The 15,988-nt window shown below is 40.8% G+C and carries 14 protein-coding genes, 4 pseudogenes and 1 riboswitch; of the genes and pseudogenes, 16 read left to right on the top strand and 2 right to left on the bottom strand.

Annotated elements, in window-relative coordinates:
- From JL57_RS05430 to JL57_RS05500, 15 genes and pseudogenes are all read left to right on the top strand, one after another.
- Positions 1–195: putative quinol monooxygenase (locus JL57_RS05430; protein WP_034141044.1), on the top strand; the 195-nt coding region annotated here is incomplete at its 5' end.
- A 397-nt stretch (positions 196–592) separates the two neighbouring features.
- Positions 593–1,006: a nucleotidyltransferase family protein gene (locus tag JL57_RS05435; RefSeq protein WP_034141045.1), complete on the top strand. Its 414-nt coding sequence runs from the start codon at positions 593–595 to the stop codon at positions 1,004–1,006.
- A gap of 216 nt (positions 1,007–1,222) precedes the next feature.
- Positions 1,223–1,504: a hypothetical protein gene (locus JL57_RS05440; protein ID WP_291299737.1), complete on the top strand. Its 282-nt coding sequence runs from the start codon at positions 1,223–1,225 to the stop codon at positions 1,502–1,504.
- A 51-nt stretch (positions 1,505–1,555) separates the two neighbouring features.
- Positions 1,556–2,650, top strand: coding sequence for a plasmid pRiA4b ORF-3 family protein (locus tag JL57_RS05445; RefSeq protein WP_034141046.1), 1,095 nt, complete (start codon positions 1,556–1,558; stop codon positions 2,648–2,650).
- 146 nt (positions 2,651–2,796) lie between these two features.
- Positions 2,797–3,663 (top strand): hypothetical protein, encoded by an 867-nt coding sequence (locus JL57_RS05450; RefSeq protein ID WP_034141047.1) that lies wholly within the window; start codon positions 2,797–2,799, stop codon positions 3,661–3,663.
- 126 nt (positions 3,664–3,789) lie between these two features.
- Positions 3,790–3,990 (top strand): annotated as a pseudogene (locus JL57_RS36240) (Fic family protein); the annotation flags it as partial.
- A 34-nt stretch (positions 3,991–4,024) separates the two neighbouring features.
- Positions 4,025–4,267, top strand: coding sequence for a hypothetical protein (locus JL57_RS05455; protein ID WP_034141048.1), 243 nt, complete (start codon positions 4,025–4,027; stop codon positions 4,265–4,267).
- 481 nt (positions 4,268–4,748) lie between these two features.
- A pseudogene (locus JL57_RS05470) lies at positions 4,749–5,018 on the top strand (hypothetical protein); the annotation flags it as partial.
- Between the two features lie 3 nt (positions 5,019–5,021).
- Positions 5,022–5,243 (top strand): annotated as a pseudogene (locus JL57_RS33565) (23S rRNA (uracil(1939)-C(5))-methyltransferase RlmD); the annotation flags it as partial.
- 467 nt (positions 5,244–5,710) lie between these two features.
- Positions 5,711–5,796: riboswitch (cyclic di-GMP riboswitch) on the top strand.
- 72 nt (positions 5,797–5,868) lie between these two features.
- Positions 5,869–7,302: an HD domain-containing phosphohydrolase gene (locus tag JL57_RS05475; RefSeq protein WP_291299738.1), complete on the top strand. Its 1,434-nt coding sequence runs from the start codon at positions 5,869–5,871 to the stop codon at positions 7,300–7,302.
- Positions 7,303–7,328: 26 nt separating this feature from the next.
- Positions 7,329–8,402, top strand: a complete 1,074-nt coding sequence (locus JL57_RS05480) for an HD-GYP domain-containing protein (protein ID WP_034141052.1) — start codon at positions 7,329–7,331, stop codon at positions 8,400–8,402.
- Positions 8,402–9,616 (top strand): PP2C family protein-serine/threonine phosphatase, encoded by a 1,215-nt coding sequence (locus JL57_RS05485; protein WP_034141053.1) that lies wholly within the window; start codon positions 8,402–8,404, stop codon positions 9,614–9,616. Before JL57_RS05480 ends, JL57_RS05485 begins: the two co-directional genes overlap by 1 nt.
- 18 nt (positions 9,617–9,634) lie before the next feature.
- A complete protein-coding gene (locus tag JL57_RS05490) occupies positions 9,635–11,509 on the top strand; it encodes a DUF342 domain-containing protein (protein ID WP_034141054.1) in 1,875 nt (624 codons plus the stop codon).
- Between the two features lie 17 nt (positions 11,510–11,526).
- Positions 11,527–11,850 (top strand): STAS domain-containing protein, encoded by a 324-nt coding sequence (locus JL57_RS33570; protein ID WP_291299739.1) that lies wholly within the window; start codon positions 11,527–11,529, stop codon positions 11,848–11,850.
- A 33-nt stretch (positions 11,851–11,883) separates the two neighbouring features.
- Positions 11,884–13,242: an ATP-binding protein gene (locus tag JL57_RS05500; protein ID WP_034141055.1), complete on the top strand. Its 1,359-nt coding sequence runs from the start codon at positions 11,884–11,886 to the stop codon at positions 13,240–13,242.
- A 10-nt stretch (positions 13,243–13,252) separates the two neighbouring features.
- Here the strand turns inward: JL57_RS05500 and JL57_RS05505 are convergent, their stop codons facing one another.
- Together JL57_RS05505 and JL57_RS36245 are read right to left on the bottom strand one after the other, a co-directional pair.
- The gene (locus JL57_RS05505; protein WP_034141056.1) at positions 13,253–14,446 is read right to left on the bottom strand and encodes a tyrosine-type recombinase/integrase; all 1,194 of its coding nucleotides are present in this window, start codon (positions 14,444–14,446) and stop codon (positions 13,253–13,255) included.
- Positions 14,428–15,228, bottom strand: a complete 801-nt coding sequence (locus JL57_RS36245; RefSeq protein ID WP_366556983.1) for a tyrosine-type recombinase/integrase — start codon at positions 15,226–15,228, stop codon at positions 14,428–14,430. Before JL57_RS36245 ends, JL57_RS05505 begins: the two co-directional genes overlap by 19 nt.
- Between JL57_RS36245 and JL57_RS05515 the strand changes: the two are divergent.
- Positions 15,113–15,886 (top strand): annotated as a pseudogene (locus JL57_RS05515) (DNA polymerase III subunit alpha); the annotation flags it as partial. The gene JL57_RS36245 and the pseudogene JL57_RS05515 sit on opposite strands and share 116 nt — an antisense overlap.
- Positions 15,887–15,988 lie beyond the last annotated feature (102 nt).

Genomic DNA, 15,988 nt, shown 5'->3' on the forward strand with positions numbered 1-15,988 from the left:
AAGGAAAAGGACTGTTTGATGTACATACCCCATGTGGTAAAGAATGACCCAACTGAAATAGTCTTCTTTGAAAAGTATAAGGATAAAGAGGCCTTCAAAGCCCATGGGAGTTCAGCTTATTTTAAGGAAGCAGCCCAAAAGTTTGAAGACCTACTAGAGGGTAAGATCCAGGTTAAATTTCTTGAAGAAGTTTAATAGGCAGCAGCGAGCGATTGACGCCAAACATAAAAGTAATAAGTAAGAGGAGGCCTTCGCGTGTTGATGCAAAAGCCTCCATTACTTTACTTATCTCAAATAACTACATCGCAATTTTTCTGTCTGTGTTTTTATTTATTTTTTGGAATATGTCCATTCGAGCAATTGGAATCAGCCAAGCGGGGATATCTATCCTGAGTTCTTGCCCTCTATTACGGCGATTGATTCCGGGTACGATTAAACGGGAGTGGTTAGTAATGGAAACTTGTGCTGACAAGGCACTCGCCATTATTAAGATGAGAGAGCATTGTAAGGCAGAAAAAGCATTGGGACCTGTGCTTTTTCTACCTTACAATGTATGGTGTAATATGACAAAGGGAAGAAGGGGGTTGGCACGATGGAGACAATTCCTAACCCATTAGTGGGCAAAATCGTAGAATCAGTAACTCGCGATTATCCAGAAGAACAAAGTGTGAACTATAACATGTATGCAACTGGTAATAAAGATATTGAGATATCCAAGAAAGTGAAACAAAGTGTTGGAGAAAAAATTCCACTATATGAAGTTCGGCTATTTGGTTCGCGGGCGCGAGGGGAAGCTAGCACTGATTCAGACCTTGATCTATATCTGGAAACCGGGCCAATATCACGAGAGCAAAGGCGTATAATCAGCGATTTGGTCTGGGAAATTGGTTTCGAGAATGACATAGTAATTTCACCTTTGGTTATTCCACAGAGTGAGACAAGAAATGGTGCATTTTCCGTTTCTATACTTTGTAAAGCAATTAAAACTGAGGGGATTTCAATATGACGGAAAACCCGATACAGGGCAGAAGTTGCGAAGAATCTTTTGGACTTAGGAATGGAGATTTCAAAGATAGCTAAAGCAACAGGTATGACGGAAGACGAAGTAAAAGATTGAGACTACTGACCGAGGGAGGGGTCTGCTCCCTATAGGCACCCTTAAGAGCAATATAGCGTAAACTTATGGGTACACTTCGGACAAGTCACCTGGAGTGTTCTTTTTTTGTACTATTTATGTACCTATAAAACGGCACTTAAGACGTGGCGTGGCTTAGATAACTATAAACTTGATACGGTTTTCAAATTTCTAAACCATGATTTTGCCCATCATAACGCCTTAGAAGATGCCATCGCCTGTGGCAATGTTCTATTATCAGCCTTATCTGCCAGGGGAGTGACCACAATAAAAGAGCTCGCGGCTCTTGTGGGAATGAGGCTTGGTAAATTGTACACAGGAGGATATAACCCGTGCAGCATAGCGAAGCGAACATGTAAAAAGGCTTAGAATCTCGTCTACTAGATATATGATTAAGTTCTTGGACTTAGGAGGGAAAAAATGCAAATATGCTGTACAAAAAAACTAAATGACGAGATGGGGATAGTGCCTGGAAAAGGAACTGAAGAAAACGATTTATTTTGTTGGAGCGTGCATTTGATCACTGTGAAGCGCAGAAAGACACTTGTCGCAGTCAATGACAGCAATCGATATGGATTTGTTCTGCATGGTTTGAAAGCAAAAGATTTCAAACACATAAATGAGTTACTTATCCAAGGAATTAGAAATTGCTTGAGAGATGAGCAAATAAAGAGCGAAATCATCGAAAGGTATTTGCATGTAGCTGGAGAGTTAGTTTTCTCTAAGACCAGAGGTGCTAAATATGTTGCTCGCCTCAATAAAGCCTGTGAACGGGTAAACATATTTGAGGATAGCTTAGAAACAAAGGAACTTTATCAGACTAATGTTGCCAAAAGGATGAATAATGAACTCATGAAAATCACCCAGGAATCTGATTATACATACCCACATGCCCTTTTATACAGAGATTTCAAGCTTTTTGCCGGGGAAGAGATCGTTAAGTGTGAGGCAGTCGATATAATGGTCAAGCTGAATTTAGATCGCCACACAGCCTGGAGACGAGTTATTACTCCTGTAGATATTACGTTCAAACAGCTTCATATCATATTACAAGCAGTTTTCGGTTGGAAAAGTTATCATATGTATGATTTTAATATTTTGGACGAGGCAAGTAAGTGCGTTTCAAAGGTGATTAGTGAATTTGAAGAAGTTTTTGAACCAAGGCCGGACTGCCCAATGCGTTTAGATTCAGAGGTTAACTTCTCGGAATATGCCAAGCAGCCTTATAAAATAACTTATTGCTATGATTACGGCGACAACTGGGAGCACGAAATTACCATTCGAGGGACAAATACTGAGTATAATAAAACCTATCCGGTTTGCTTAATGGGGGAAGGTAATGCACCACCGGAAGATGTGGGGGGCATTCCGGGATACGTAGAATTTTTAAAAATCATGGCAGATCCGAACCATGTTGACTATGAAACGATGCAGAAGTGGGCTCAGAGCCAATGGTATAGAAGCTTTGATATGGAATTAATCAATAAAAGGTTAGAAAATATCTTGCGTGTATAGTGTTTTAGTCGATGGATTAATATGTGATCCATGGGAGTAATACAGGGCCAAATGTCATACGTAAGGCTCAGCAGGGCGATGATGAAGAGTTAAATGATTCACGGGAATGATTTAGAGGATAAAAGCGTCTGAAAGGAGCCGTATTCATGAAATGTAAAAAGTGCAAATCAATAGAATCTACTATTCATGTGGCAAATGTCGGTGATTTCTGTTTGGATTGTCATAATGATTATATGGTTGAGTTACTTGGTGTAAGCAAGATGGATGACTTTCAAAAAATTATATCAGGCTATGATGCCGATGGGATTATACATCGATTTGAGATTTCAAATATGATTGTGCCAGGGTTTTCCGTATGGAAAGCAGAAGAAATGGGGGGTGGTTATCAGTTTGAGATACTCGTAAAGCCTGAAGAAAATCAGGCAGTGGCAATCGAACATTTGCATCAGAAGATATTGATTGGTCTTGGATATAAAACGCTTACACATTTGTCGGATAGGGATTTTATAGATAATGCAATTCAAATCGACAAGGGATATAGTCTTAATAGCGTTGGAACATGCCGGATTCAACATGCTGAAGAAGAAAATCAAGTTTATCTGGTTATAGATGGAAAGGATATTCCTTTACATGATTTTGGACGGGCGCTCACAGCTTTTGAGGGTTTTAATATGGATTTTCAGATGAGGGATCTGTCCGAAGAAGTCCATGGAAAAGATACGGTACTTAGAAGGGTAAGTATCAATCCGGATGTTATTATTGAGCATTTTGAAAGGTCTTTGAGTTGGTTTTTGAAGGGCGATTTTTTAAGTTACAAACATGCAAGTGCTTGTGGAGAAGCCTTGTTTGAAAGGATAGATGAACTGGAGTTACTTTGCAAGTATGGTAATAAAGAAAAGGCTGTCGACGTCGGAAAAAGAATGAAAAAGCGACTTATATCCGTTGAACATGATACGGATGATTTCCCTGATTATCTTTTGAAGATGATTGACCAAGTGATTGGAACTACTTAATGTCATATAGATTCTACTCCTTTTGTTGAATTCATGCTCCGCGTGATCCGAGATGCTTTAAATGATCTTATGCAAACCGAACAAGTTCGCGAGCAAGTTACCGATTAAGTTGCCGATCAAGTCGAGCGCCTGATGCCCGCCATAGGCAGCGAAACGCTGTTCGCAAAAGAGTTTTTGGAGTGGCTTGGACTTAAGCACCATCCAACGTTCAGCAACAATTATTTGCGCCCCGCGTTGGAACTTGGCTTGATTGAGATGACTGTTCCTGACAAGCCAAACAGCAGCAAACAGCAGTATCGGGCTGTAAAACGAAATAATGGATGTTAATCTAATTTAAATTGTGTGAAGAAAGGAACGCAACATGGCTAGTAATATAAAAAAGGATGCAGAATGGGTTGAAGCAAAAAAGAAATGCAGACTGAACGACGAAACCCTGAAAATGGCCAGAGAGATGGGATTAAATCCAAGAAGTCTGATCAAAAATATCCCCAGCCCAAGCCAACAATGGAAGGCACCTGTGAGTACTTGGATTCGAGAAATGTATCAAGAACGCCTGGATAAGGCACGACAGAAAAAGGAACGGAAAGAGATTTCAACGGAGTGATGGTCAAAGATTTGTCCACCCCATGTGATATCCCTAAAGACTATAATAATGGGTTCAATAGGGAGGGCGAAAAAAAAGACGGGTTGTTATCCCGTCATCTTACGTATAGTTGTGCCATGAATTCATCAACTGACTTTGTTATTTTGCAACGCCCAAGGTTTCTATGAGTTCTTTGTAGAGTATCAAAATCTTTAGCACCATATACTCCGACACTTGCCCTTGGAATAGAAGCCTTTATTCTTTTATAAACGGATTTCAGTTCGATCGTCGACCCAAGTTCGAGGATATCAGTTTCAGACTGAATACGACCAGTTGAGTATATATATAGTTTCGACATTTTAATCAGCCTCCACACAATTTGCTTGAAATGCCTTCTCATAAAGGTAGTCAACGTATGGCTTAAGCGGTTTGCTTAAAGGAACGGATGGAATTTGCTCCAGCCAAGTTCGTAAATTTGTTGCATAATCTAAAACATCAGGCATTCCTGCCCATTGATTTATACAGGTCCCATGCCACAAAATTTCTCCTCGAGGAGGAGGGCTTAAGACCGCCCATCAACAGCATATCCGGCATGGGAACAGTGGCAGCCGAAGGTTTATACAACGCTGCCCAAGAAAAACCCTTCAATTCCGTAGAGGATGTCAAGAAACGGGCTAAAATCGGGAATGCTACCATCGATTCACTTCGGAAATTTGGCTGCTTTAAAGGAATTCCGGAAAGTGATCAGATGAGTCTTTTTGATGTAATTTAATGAGACACCTTCCGGCAAATCACAGACCGTCCGGATATCGTCGTCCTCGATCCGCCCCGGGCCGGGGCACACAAAAGAGTGCTGGAGCGATTGCTGGAATTGGTGCCGGATCAGATCATCTATGTCTCCTGTGATTCGGGGACTTTGGCACGGGATCTGGGGATACTGCAGAGCGGGGGATATCGGGTGGCTGAGGTGCAGCCGGTGGATAATAACGATAGGTAAGGATTTGATGTTTATAGACATGATACTTAGGCCGTTTTACTAGTATAAAGCAAAACTATTTGAAGCCGTCTCAAAAATGTGACGGCGTTTTGTATTTTACGGAGGTGAAAGCATTTAATATCCCTTTTATCCACTTCCAAGACCTCCACTTAATTATCTATGCTTGACCCACAGCAGTACCAATTTTATGGTAATAAGAATTTGTGATGCTCAAGTACAATATTAAGTAGCAGTATCTAAGACAACCTTTCCACATGCTTTTCGTAAACGATTCGACACCGCCAACACCACGCACAAGGTTTAATTCATCACCCGGTTGTGGTCCCAGTCCTAACTAATGGCCGTTTCAGTTGAAATGCTTAACAATCAAATCAAATTCAATAGGGGAATTTGTCAAAGTTTATTGAAATTTAAAAGATCTTATGGTAATCTTTAATTATAATTCATGAAAATTCCATCCCGACCAAGTCGCGAAAAGGCAAACCTAACGAAAGTTAGGGACGCAAAGTTACGGGTCTTCCACGTTTAGGGTGATGATCGCCGGACTACCGAACACAGGCATTTTGGGAATCTCGTCACTGCCTGCTGGGTAGTGACGATTTGCTTTTTATAAGGGGGTGGTTGTATGAACTTCCGAATTAGACCTTTACAAGCTCCATCAACATCGGTAGGACAAGCTTCAGAACAGGATTTATTTGACGCTAATGGTAGGTTGCTATTAGAAAAGGGCAAACTTATTTCACCAGAAATTCTGCAGGCTATCCGTAAACAAGAAGCCTATAGTGTTACTTCTAATTGGACGAATAGGCCTTGTATGTCTCTATCGAAGGATCATCATAAATCATTGAATTTATTAAACCACCTCTATGACGAAATTAATTTAATTCATGTGGACTATTTATCTAAGGGGAAAGTTATTTTAAACCGGGTTCTTATCGACATGGAAAATGGATCATTCTCTTTTGTTAACTTCAGCACACTAGAGACGTACGATAAGCTTACTTATATTCATTCCATTAACGTGGCCTTATTGGCGGTCGTAATTGGGATGCATATGGGTTATGCCCAAGAAGTGCTTCACAATTTGGCTCTAGGAGCTCTTCTTCACGATTGGGGCAAGTTAAGCGTTCCCAGCGAAATACTAAATAAACCATCAGGTTTAACATTGTATGAATTTGACTTAATTAAACAACATCCAATTTGTGGTGAACAAATGTTACGCTGGAGTAAATTACCTGGGGAAGTAGTCAAAGTGGTACGTCAACACCACGAACGGTGGGATGGGCAAGGATATCCAGATGGGTTAAAGGGAGAGGACATTCACCGAAACGCCCAGATTGTAGCACTGGCGGATGTTTTTGACGCCCTGACGGAAGACCGTCCTTACAGGCGGGCTTTACCCCCTTATCACGCCTTAGAAATGATTTTTTTGAGCATAAATAAGAATTTTTCCCCGGACGTTGTTCATGCATTCAGGAATTGTTTAGATATCTATCCGGAAAACTCCACTGTAACCTTAAACATCGGAGAAATGGGAATAGTTATCGCAGTTTCACCCGGACTGCCCACACGTCCAACTGTACTTATTTATAAGCAGCAAGGTAATCAGATCGAAGAAAAGAAAATTGTAGATTTGCGTGATGATCTTGCCCTATCGATTAAGGCCATTGATTTTGATGGTTCTCAAATGTCTAAGAAAATGGCAAGTCAGAAAATCAGCAAAATCATTAATGGAGGGTTCTTAAAGATTGAAGCCGATATTGCCGATGATAAAGGTATTTTAAATTTATCCGGGGTCTTGGACATTTCCGCAGTTGAGGCTTTCAAGTCCAGTCTGAATTCTTTTGAGGGAATAAATTGCCTTGAGATAAATCTTGGCGGTATTACTTTTGTTGATTCAACCGGGATAGGTGGGATTATTGAAATAGTTAAGAAATCAAAGGAACAAAATATGTTTGTCCGATATAAGAATATACCCAAATATATCTTTGAGCTTTTTGCGATTTTAGGCGTTCCTGATCTCTGTGGCAAAGAAGCGTTCGAGTGGTTGCCTGAGTGAATTCTATTACTACGGAGGGTGATGGTATGCGGGCTGTGTCGATTGAAAAGGTTGAACCCGGAATGCAAGTAGGCAGAGCCATTTACGGGGCCAGTGGGGAAACACTGTTGGCCGCCGGGGTTATATTAACTTCAAGATACATTGACAGGCTTAAAGAGTTAGGGCTAGTCGCTCTGTATATAGTTGACGAGTCCGTGGGCGATTTACAAGTCGATGACGTGGTTTCCGAAAAGACCAGGTTAGAAGCAATTAAAGTTACTAAAAAAGCTATGGAAAACATTAGGCTGAATCCTACTCTTAATCTGGCCAGCATTAATGAGGCGGTTAATGATATCATCAATGAGTTGCTGAACAACCGTGACATGATGGTGAACTTGGTTGATATTCGTGCGATGAATGATTACACCTTTGGGCATAGCGTTAATGTTGCCATTCTCTCCCTTATTACCGCCATAACAATGGGCTTTGACAAGGATAAATTAAGAATAATTGGAGCTGGCGCGCTATTTCATGATGTTGGAAAAATTGCTGTCCCGGAAAATATTCTTATTAAGGCTACGCCGTTAACTGATGATGAAGAAGAGTTATTCAAACAACATACGACTATCGGGTTCAATATCTTGCGTAAAATCGAAAGTTTTAGTTTGCAGGTTGCTCATGTTGCACTCCAGCATCACGAGCGCTACGATGGCCAAGGATATCCTCGACAGTTACGAGGGGATGAAATTAATGAATTTGCCCGAATTGTAACCGTTTCAGATTTATATGACAGATTAAGCAGCGGTAGGGCGGGTCGTGCACGCCTTTCGTCGTTACAAACTGTGGAATTAATCATTGCCAACAGCGGGAAATTCTTTGACCCTGAAGTCGTAGAGCATTTCATACATACCATTGCCCTTTTTCCAGTAGGGACACTGGTCATGTTAAATACGCAGGAGAAAGCTGTGGTTGTTGAGACCATCAAAAAATACCCAACAAGGCCAAGAGTGAGGCTGCTGATGAACTCGCAGGGGACCAGAATTAATCCTCCTTATGAGATGGAGTTGGCTTCTAATCTGGACTTCTATATAATCCGGATATTAGAAGAAGGTGAACTGTGATGTCGGAAGTAAGGAAGGACAAACTCCTTTACCGAATCTGTTCTTTATTGCTTAAGGCTCATGAAGAACCTGGAGTATTTGAACAGATTGCCGAACAACTGTGCAGAAACTTACAGGTATCTTGCTGCAGCATTTGGTTGGCTAAGCCTAACGGCGGAGTCGGTCAGCAACGACTGGCTTTTTCTGTAGCTGAGGACAACTTGCCCCCTGATCTTCCGACACTGGATTTCAAGGCAACCTTACAGGCTATGAAAAGAGAGGGAGCTTTGAAGTGGCAGGAATCACAGGTAGATATGGAAAAACAAAGATTATTGTCTCTAACTAAACCACTCTCTAGCCATGGGGATGTTGTTGGAGCTATTTGCCTCTGGTCTGTTGACGGGGCTGTTGATAAAAATGTTATTTCTTCAGTTAATTTAATTGCTGCCGACTTGGCTCTAGGATTACATAATTACCGGAACTTCTCCGTTCTTAACCAAAGGCGTCTCAACAAAGAGTTGGAGATCGCTAAGCAAATACAAACCTCCTTCTTACCCAAGAAAGCACTTCAACACGCGGGTAACACTATTGCCTTTCAATCAATGACTGCCCATGAAGTGGGAGGCGATTATCTGGATTTATTTCGAACTCAAAACAAGTTATTGGGAATTGCGTTAGGGGATGTCATGGGAAAAGGAATCCCGGCGGCTTTATGGGTGGCTATGTCAAGGGTAACTTTACGTACAGTAGCTAAAAGTGGTGCCCAACCGCATGTGGTGCTTGAAGAAATCAATAGAACGCTTTATGGTGACCTGGTTGAGCAAGGGACTATTGTAACTTTACTTTATGCTCTTTATGAACCTGTTAAGAAAGTTCTTCTTTTATCGAATGCTGGACATCTTCCACCGCTTGTGTTCCATAGCACAACCGGTCAGTATGAGTTATTGAAAGTAAAAGGTCCCTACATAGGGGGCATTGAAAATAGAAAATACCAATTAGTGGGGGTACAGTTAATGGCTGGTGATGTTGTGCTTTTTTATAGCGACGGCTTAACAGAAGCGACTAACTCTAACGGTGAACAATTCGGGATACATAATGTTGTTGACATCGTAGGTAAGAATTCTCTTTTTGACGCCCAGCAAATCGTTGACAGTTTAACGCTTCATATTAGCCAGTATATTGGTAATTGTCAGCAGGAGGATGACATTACCTTTGCGTGTTTGAAAGTGAGATAAATCCTGAGGGGTGAAAGCATGGCTATAGATAAAGACTCAATGATTAAAGAGCAAACCCACAGGGGTAGTTTTCTAAAAGCAAAATCAAAAAGGCAGTTCGGCAGGTCTACAGATCAAGAAACTAATGACGAGGACCAAAACGGTACTGTCATGCTTAGTAACGGCCAGGTCATAGTATGTAATCCCAAAGGATACGGTAAATTTCCTACTATAAGCCGAGGCTCGAATGTGGAAGTTCTGATAAACGGTGAAAAAATAACCAGTTCTACTGTTGTCAATGAAGGTGATCAAATTGAAGTACAGGTTGTTAATATGGAACCATCTTATTCGCTCGATCTTAAAGTAACAAAAGACAAAATGAAAGCCTTATTAAGGCTTGAAAAGAAACCCGGTAAACGTAATGCGATTGAAGATGTTCCCAGGTCGTTGGAGGTATGCATTTCGGCGATGTGCCTACAGGAAATATGGCCGGAGGTCGAGCTCCAGCAAGTGCTGAATTTACTACACGAGAGCAAGGTCATTTTTGGTATTAGAGAAGATGCTATTCAAGAAGCAGTTGCTTTTCAAGGAAAAGAAATCTCCATAGTGGCTGCGGTAGGTCAGGAACCAACCGGGGTACAGGATTCCCAAATTGTTTATACTTTCCAAAAACAAGTTGCTAACCAAGACAGTCATTTTCAAAGTGGAAAGGTGTTATCGGTTTCAATCGGCGAGGTCTTGGCTGTAAAACAACCCCCAGCAACTGGATATCCGGGGATCGATGTTACTGGAGAGACTGTACCTCCACGTCAGCCTAATGATGAACCAATTCTTATTAAAAGTGGAGTACGTTTAATTAACGATGGGACAGTAGCTGTGGCTAGTATCTCAGGCAAACCGGTTTTGGACGGCTCCGTTCGCAAGTATCTATCGGTTGATCCTGTTTATGTTGTAATCGGAGATGTGGGGATTAATACAGGACACATCAGCTTTAAAGGGAATATTGTTATCACCGGGAGTGTGTTAGACAATTTTAGTGTTGATGCCGGGGGAAGCATTGAAGTCTGGGGAGATGCCATGCTTGCTACCCTATATGCCAACCGGGAAGTAGCAATTCATAAAAATGCTATCTCGGCTAGGATCCAAGCGGGTGGTCTGTCAGTAAACTATAAGCAGATCTTGCAGATGCTCCGAGTGCTCCAAAACCGTCTGGAAAGTATGTTCAATGCTGCAAGGATTCTTAAGAGTCAGCCGGCTTTTTCCACTGCTGATCTACAGGCCAAAGGTGAAGGGCAACTTGTTCAACTGTTGATTGACTTCAAGTACAAAGATATACCAAAGATAATAACCGCTTTTGTCCAGACATTATCTGAGGTAAACAAAGCCTTGGACCCGTTGATTTCGGAAGTTGCCACCGAACTGAAGGATAAACTTTGCAACTTAGGGCCTTTGCGTATGAAAGAACAAGCAGAAGTTGAGATGCTCATTGCCAATGTACAGAAGGCAGTTGAAACTGTAGAGTGGCTAATTTCTACTAAAGTTAATATTACAGTAAATTATGTGCAAAACAGTCTCTTAAGGACCACCGGGGACATCATTGTTACAGGGCAAGGCAGTATTGCTTCGGAACTGGAAGCTGGAGGCAGTATTTTGATCCCCAATGGCAAAGTCAGAGGGGGTCGGCTTATCGCCCGGGACAAAATAAAAATATACGAGCTTGGTTCGCCGACCGGTGATTCGGGAGTTAACATTCAGTTGCTGGATAATTGCTGCATGGAAGCTAAATTTGTACATCCGGTAGTAACAATAGAGCACGGTACCGAACGTCTCCTCATTCAAGAGAATTACCGTTATTTACGGGCGTGGGTGAATGAGGAAGGTTACCTGAAGCTTGAAGGGGTTGCCCAGAAATAAGAAGGAGGAATAAGTTAATGATGCTTGAAATTAAATCGGAAATCATAAATAAAGTAGCTACGCTTCAATTTGACGGGGTTCTAGATATTTCGACAGTTGATTCGGTTCAGACATCTCTGAGTAAGCTTATAGATGTGCATGAGGTCATTTTGGATTTTGAAATGGTTAAGTTTGTCGATTCTACGGGTATAGGCACAATAAGTAAAATTCTTAGAAAACTAGCATCTGAAGGAGTTATTGTGACAATCAGGAATATTCCGGCAGTTGTGTTTGAGGTTTTTGAAATCCTTGGTTTGCCGGAAATATTTGGTGAAGAAGTTTTTCAGATAAAGAAGAGTTAAGTTGAGATTTTTCCTTAGCTTGAGGAGAATACGATGGGCAAAATAAGAGAAATTAGAATGTGGTATCAAAGCAGCATTAGACGGAAAATGACTTTCAAGGTAGCAATTTACGTCAGTTTAATTCTTCTTATGACATTAGTTTCGAATTATATCTTTCACTACATATCTAGTAAAGAATGGTTTCAAGCTGAAGCATCTAATCTAGCGGCGAGCGCAGCATCGTTAATCGATGGTCAGGAACATAACCGCTTACGAACACATACTGATGAGAATAGTGCAGAATACCGTAAAATTCAACAGTTACTCAAAATTTTTCAGGACAATAATTCTGACATTAAATATATTTATACTATGCGAAAATCAAACGAGGAAAATAAGTGGGAATATGTTGTAGATGCAGATACGCAAGACCATCACCACATAGGTGACGATTATGCTGTAGGTAACTATGAAGTCATGGAAAATGCAAATACCGCTTGGGTTGCTGACAATGGATTTCAGACAAGCCAGTGGGGCACTTTTATTACTGGCTTCGCATCAATTAAAGATACCAATGGACAAACCCTTGGCCTTGTATTTGTGATGATAACTGCCAATAGAATGATCAGACATGATATTGGTATTGGATTATGGGCTTTGTTTTTGTTTATATTCGGATTGAGATTAATTATTTACACGACTAATAAGGCGATCAAGAAGTCTACAAAACCGTTAGACGAAATAGTGTTCAGTATCAGGGAATGGCAATTGGGAAACAGGGATTTACAACAAAAGCTAAATATTAAAACAGGCGATGAATTTGAGGTTCTTGGAGAAATCATGAACCAAGCCGCTGACTTATTATTTAAAGAGAAAAGGATGCTGGAGGAGGATCTGGAGAAGAGCAAAATGGAACGAGACAAGATCTTTAATGTGTATAGAGACGTTATTTTTTCCGTAACCCAAGGGAGATTTAACTTACTTAATGAATCTAAATCTAATCCCATATCCTGTGAAGGAAACTTAATAACGGAAGTCAAAATTTTACAACCTGGTGATGTTAACACTGCCAGGGTATTTATTAATAAAGTGCTCGAACAAGAAAAGTATAGTCCCGAAAGAATTAATCACGCAATGCTCTGCGTTTCTGAAGCGGCAACAAATGTGATTAAGCATGCCAACTATGGAATAATGCAGATCCGGAAAATTGACAAGGGTATTCGAGTTGCCATAGCGGATGAAGGGCCGGGAATGGAAATGGATAAGCTGCCGAATATGGTTTTTCTAAACGGTTTTTCTACGAAAATTTCCTGCGGTTATGGCTTCGGAATCATTAATAAGTTCGCAGATAAAATATATCTTACCACGTCAAGGAACGGGACTTTCCTGGCTATGGACTTTTTTGAAAGTTAATAAGTTATAATTAAGTAATAGTTTTAAACAACTCCGGATCCTTAATTTTTTTCATTAGCAGCCTCCGGATATACACATGAAAATCTTTCCCATCGATGCCTGAACTCATTATTAATCTTTCAGGTAAAAGGTGTATGTAATACAATGTTGCAGAAAATTCTGTGTGCCCCATATAGGCACTAAGATATGACACCATGGCCATAACATCTCTGCCTTCATTAACCCAACGCATCATTGTTCTTTTAGCATAATTGTGTCTGAGATCATATGGCCTCGGGTTACCACGTTTTACAAGACCGCTGTTGCGCCAGCAGATTCGGAACTGGTTTGTCATCCAATAGGTAGGAAATCTGCTTCCGTCAACCCTATCAAAGAAGTATGTTCTTGGTTTCTTAAAAGAAGCATATCTGCGACAAAGACTCATCAAATCTTCAGACATAAGAATTCGTCTGTCTTTTTTTCTCTTTGACTGTCTGATGTAGATTTCTCCTGTTTGCAGATTTACATCTTCATATAAAAGTTCAAGCGGCTCTGATGGGCGCATCCCACAGCAGTACATCATTCTGAATAGTACCGGAACAATGTATTCCCTTTCCGGAGCTTCAAAATGGGGCTGTAGGGTATCAAAAGTTTTAAATAGCTTTCGTAATTCAACATCAGTAAAGATATATGGCGTATAGTGTACCGTTTTGACAGAATACTCTTCTCCGGGCACAAAAGTATCCTTTCCAATGGCAGCCTGATACTTTGTGAATGCTCTGAGCCTTGAAATGGCAGAATTGTGAGTTGCATTCGTTTGAAATTGTTTCTGTTGAAGCCATGTGTCCACCATTTCTTTGGTAACGCAGACAGCCTCAGGGTAGGTATTACCGCAGAACACAATGAATTCTTTTATATGTGGTTGATACGTAACTCTGCTATAGCCAATGGCTTCCTTTAGATCAAGCATCTGCTTCTCGTCGAAGGAAAGATAGGGCTTACTTGAATCCATATCAGCATGTCCAAGCATTTGGGAAATAGTTGTGATCGGCACTTCTTCCTTTGCCATCCAGGTTCCAAAGCTTCTTCGTAAACTGTGGAAAGAACGATATGGTTTTTTAGTAACTCCAGCATTAAGACAAGCGTTTTCAATGACTCCATCTAAGGTTGATGTTCCTTTTAAGCCAACAAAAGGTGCATTTTCCCTTAAAAAATATTTAGACAATTTGACTTTGGTCTACCGTTTAAAATGTAATCAGCTATGGCATTACTAATTTGACCATTGATTGGAAGCTTTACTGGCTTCCCAGTTTTGCTTTGAATTATGCTTATTTCGCCAGATTTCCAATCGATATCTGAAAGTTTCAGTTTCACAATGTCGATTCCACGAAGACCGGTTCCACATGCCAGTAGGATGATAGCATAGTTACGTTTGCCAATGGATGCAGTTGTGTTAATCTTTGTTAGAATTCTTGAAATTTCTTCTTTAGAGAATGCTGCAATAATTCTTTTAGGGTTTGATTTAGGTGCAAAGTAATTAAAATCAAACTTGAGGTCTATTGCCTCAACTGACCTCAGGTAATTAAGTAGGACTCTTAAAGAATAAATAACGTATCCCATGCTTCCAGAATTACTGTCATGGGCAAAGCAAATGAATTCTTTGATAACATCAGATGATATATCGTCTGCGCTCAAATGTTTGTCTTCGATGAAACTGAAAAATTTCCGCATGATTGAATGTAGCTTGTAGTTAAAACCATCTTTTAACTTTGTTGTAGCTAATGCCGCTTCTATTAAGACAAGTGCTTCCTCGCTCGGCAAAAATACTTTTGTGTTCACATCGGGTTTAAATCTAACAGCCCCTGTTTCAGCATATTCTCGGATGTAATTCAAGGACTTAATCGATGCGGGAACCGTGACCCTAAGTGAAGCCGTCTGCACCCGGGATGATATTATGACGTATTTGATTAGCAAGGGCCTGCCGCCCAATACGGCGTTTAAGATCATGGAGCTGGTTCGTAAAGGAAAGGCTTTAGCGAACCCTGAAAAATGGGCCGAATATGAAGCTTTAATGAGGGAGCATAAGGTCCCGGAATGGTATATCGATTCCTGCCGAAAAATAAAATACATGTTTCCTAAAGCCCATGCTGCTGCCTATGTCATGATGGCCTTCCGCATAGCCTGGTTTAAGGTGCACATACCCCAGGCTTATTACGCAGCCTATTTCACCATTCGAGCAAAGGCCTTTGACGCTGAATTTATGATCTTCGGCAAAGAAAAGGTTAAGGCTAAAATGAAGGAAATTGAGGAGCTGGGTAACGTTGCCACCCCTAAAGATAAGGATATGTACGATGACTTGGAATTGGTTTTGGAAATGTATGAAAGGGGCTTTAAATTCCTGCCCATTGATTTATACAAATCCCATGCCACAAAGTTCCTGCTCGAGGAGGAGGGCTTAAGGCCGCCTATCAACAGCATATCCGGCATGGGAACGGTGGCAGCCGAAGGTCTATACAACGCAGCCCAAGAAAAGCCCTTCAATTCCGTAGAGGATGTGAAGAAACGGGCTAAGATCGGGAATGCTACTATAGATTCACTTCGAAAATTTGGCTGCTTTAAGGGAATTCCGGAAAGTGATCAGTTGAGTCTTTTTGTTGTGATTTAATGAGCGATTAAAAAAGTGAAAACAACAAGCCACCGTTCACAGTAAAACGGTGGCTTGTAAAGTTTAAGTGGATATTAAATGGCAAATTAGAACTTTCAAAAA

Source organism: Desulfosporosinus sp. BICA1-9 (genome assembly GCF_000802135.1).

What these genes read in the sequence shown, in the direction of transcription:
- JL57_RS05490 (WP_034141054.1), top strand. Translation starts at nt 9,635, where the DNA reads ATGGCTATAGATAAAGACTCAATGATTAAAGAGCAAACCCACAGGGGT.
- JL57_RS05435 (WP_034141045.1), top strand. Translation starts at nt 593, where the DNA reads ATGGAGACAATTCCTAACCCATTAGTGGGCAAAATCGTAGAATCAGTA.
- JL57_RS05485 (WP_034141053.1), top strand. Translation starts at nt 8,402, where the DNA reads ATGTCGGAAGTAAGGAAGGACAAACTCCTTTACCGAATCTGTTCTTTA.
- JL57_RS33570 (WP_291299739.1), top strand. Translation starts at nt 11,527, where the DNA reads ATGATGCTTGAAATTAAATCGGAAATCATAAATAAAGTAGCTACGCTT.
- JL57_RS36245 (WP_366556983.1), bottom strand. Translation starts at nt 15,228, where the DNA reads ATGATCTTAAACGCCGTATTGGGCGGCAGGCCCTTGCTAATCAAATAC.
- JL57_RS05500 (WP_034141055.1), top strand. Translation starts at nt 11,884, where the DNA reads ATGGGCAAAATAAGAGAAATTAGAATGTGGTATCAAAGCAGCATTAGA.
- JL57_RS05480 (WP_034141052.1), top strand. Translation starts at nt 7,329, where the DNA reads ATGCGGGCTGTGTCGATTGAAAAGGTTGAACCCGGAATGCAAGTAGGC.
- JL57_RS05455 (WP_034141048.1), top strand. Translation starts at nt 4,025, where the DNA reads ATGGCTAGTAATATAAAAAAGGATGCAGAATGGGTTGAAGCAAAAAAG.
- JL57_RS05475 (WP_291299738.1), top strand. Translation starts at nt 5,869, where the DNA reads ATGAACTTCCGAATTAGACCTTTACAAGCTCCATCAACATCGGTAGGA.
- JL57_RS05445 (WP_034141046.1), top strand. Translation starts at nt 1,556, where the DNA reads ATGCAAATATGCTGTACAAAAAAACTAAATGACGAGATGGGGATAGTG.
- JL57_RS05450 (WP_034141047.1), top strand. Translation starts at nt 2,797, where the DNA reads ATGAAATGTAAAAAGTGCAAATCAATAGAATCTACTATTCATGTGGCA.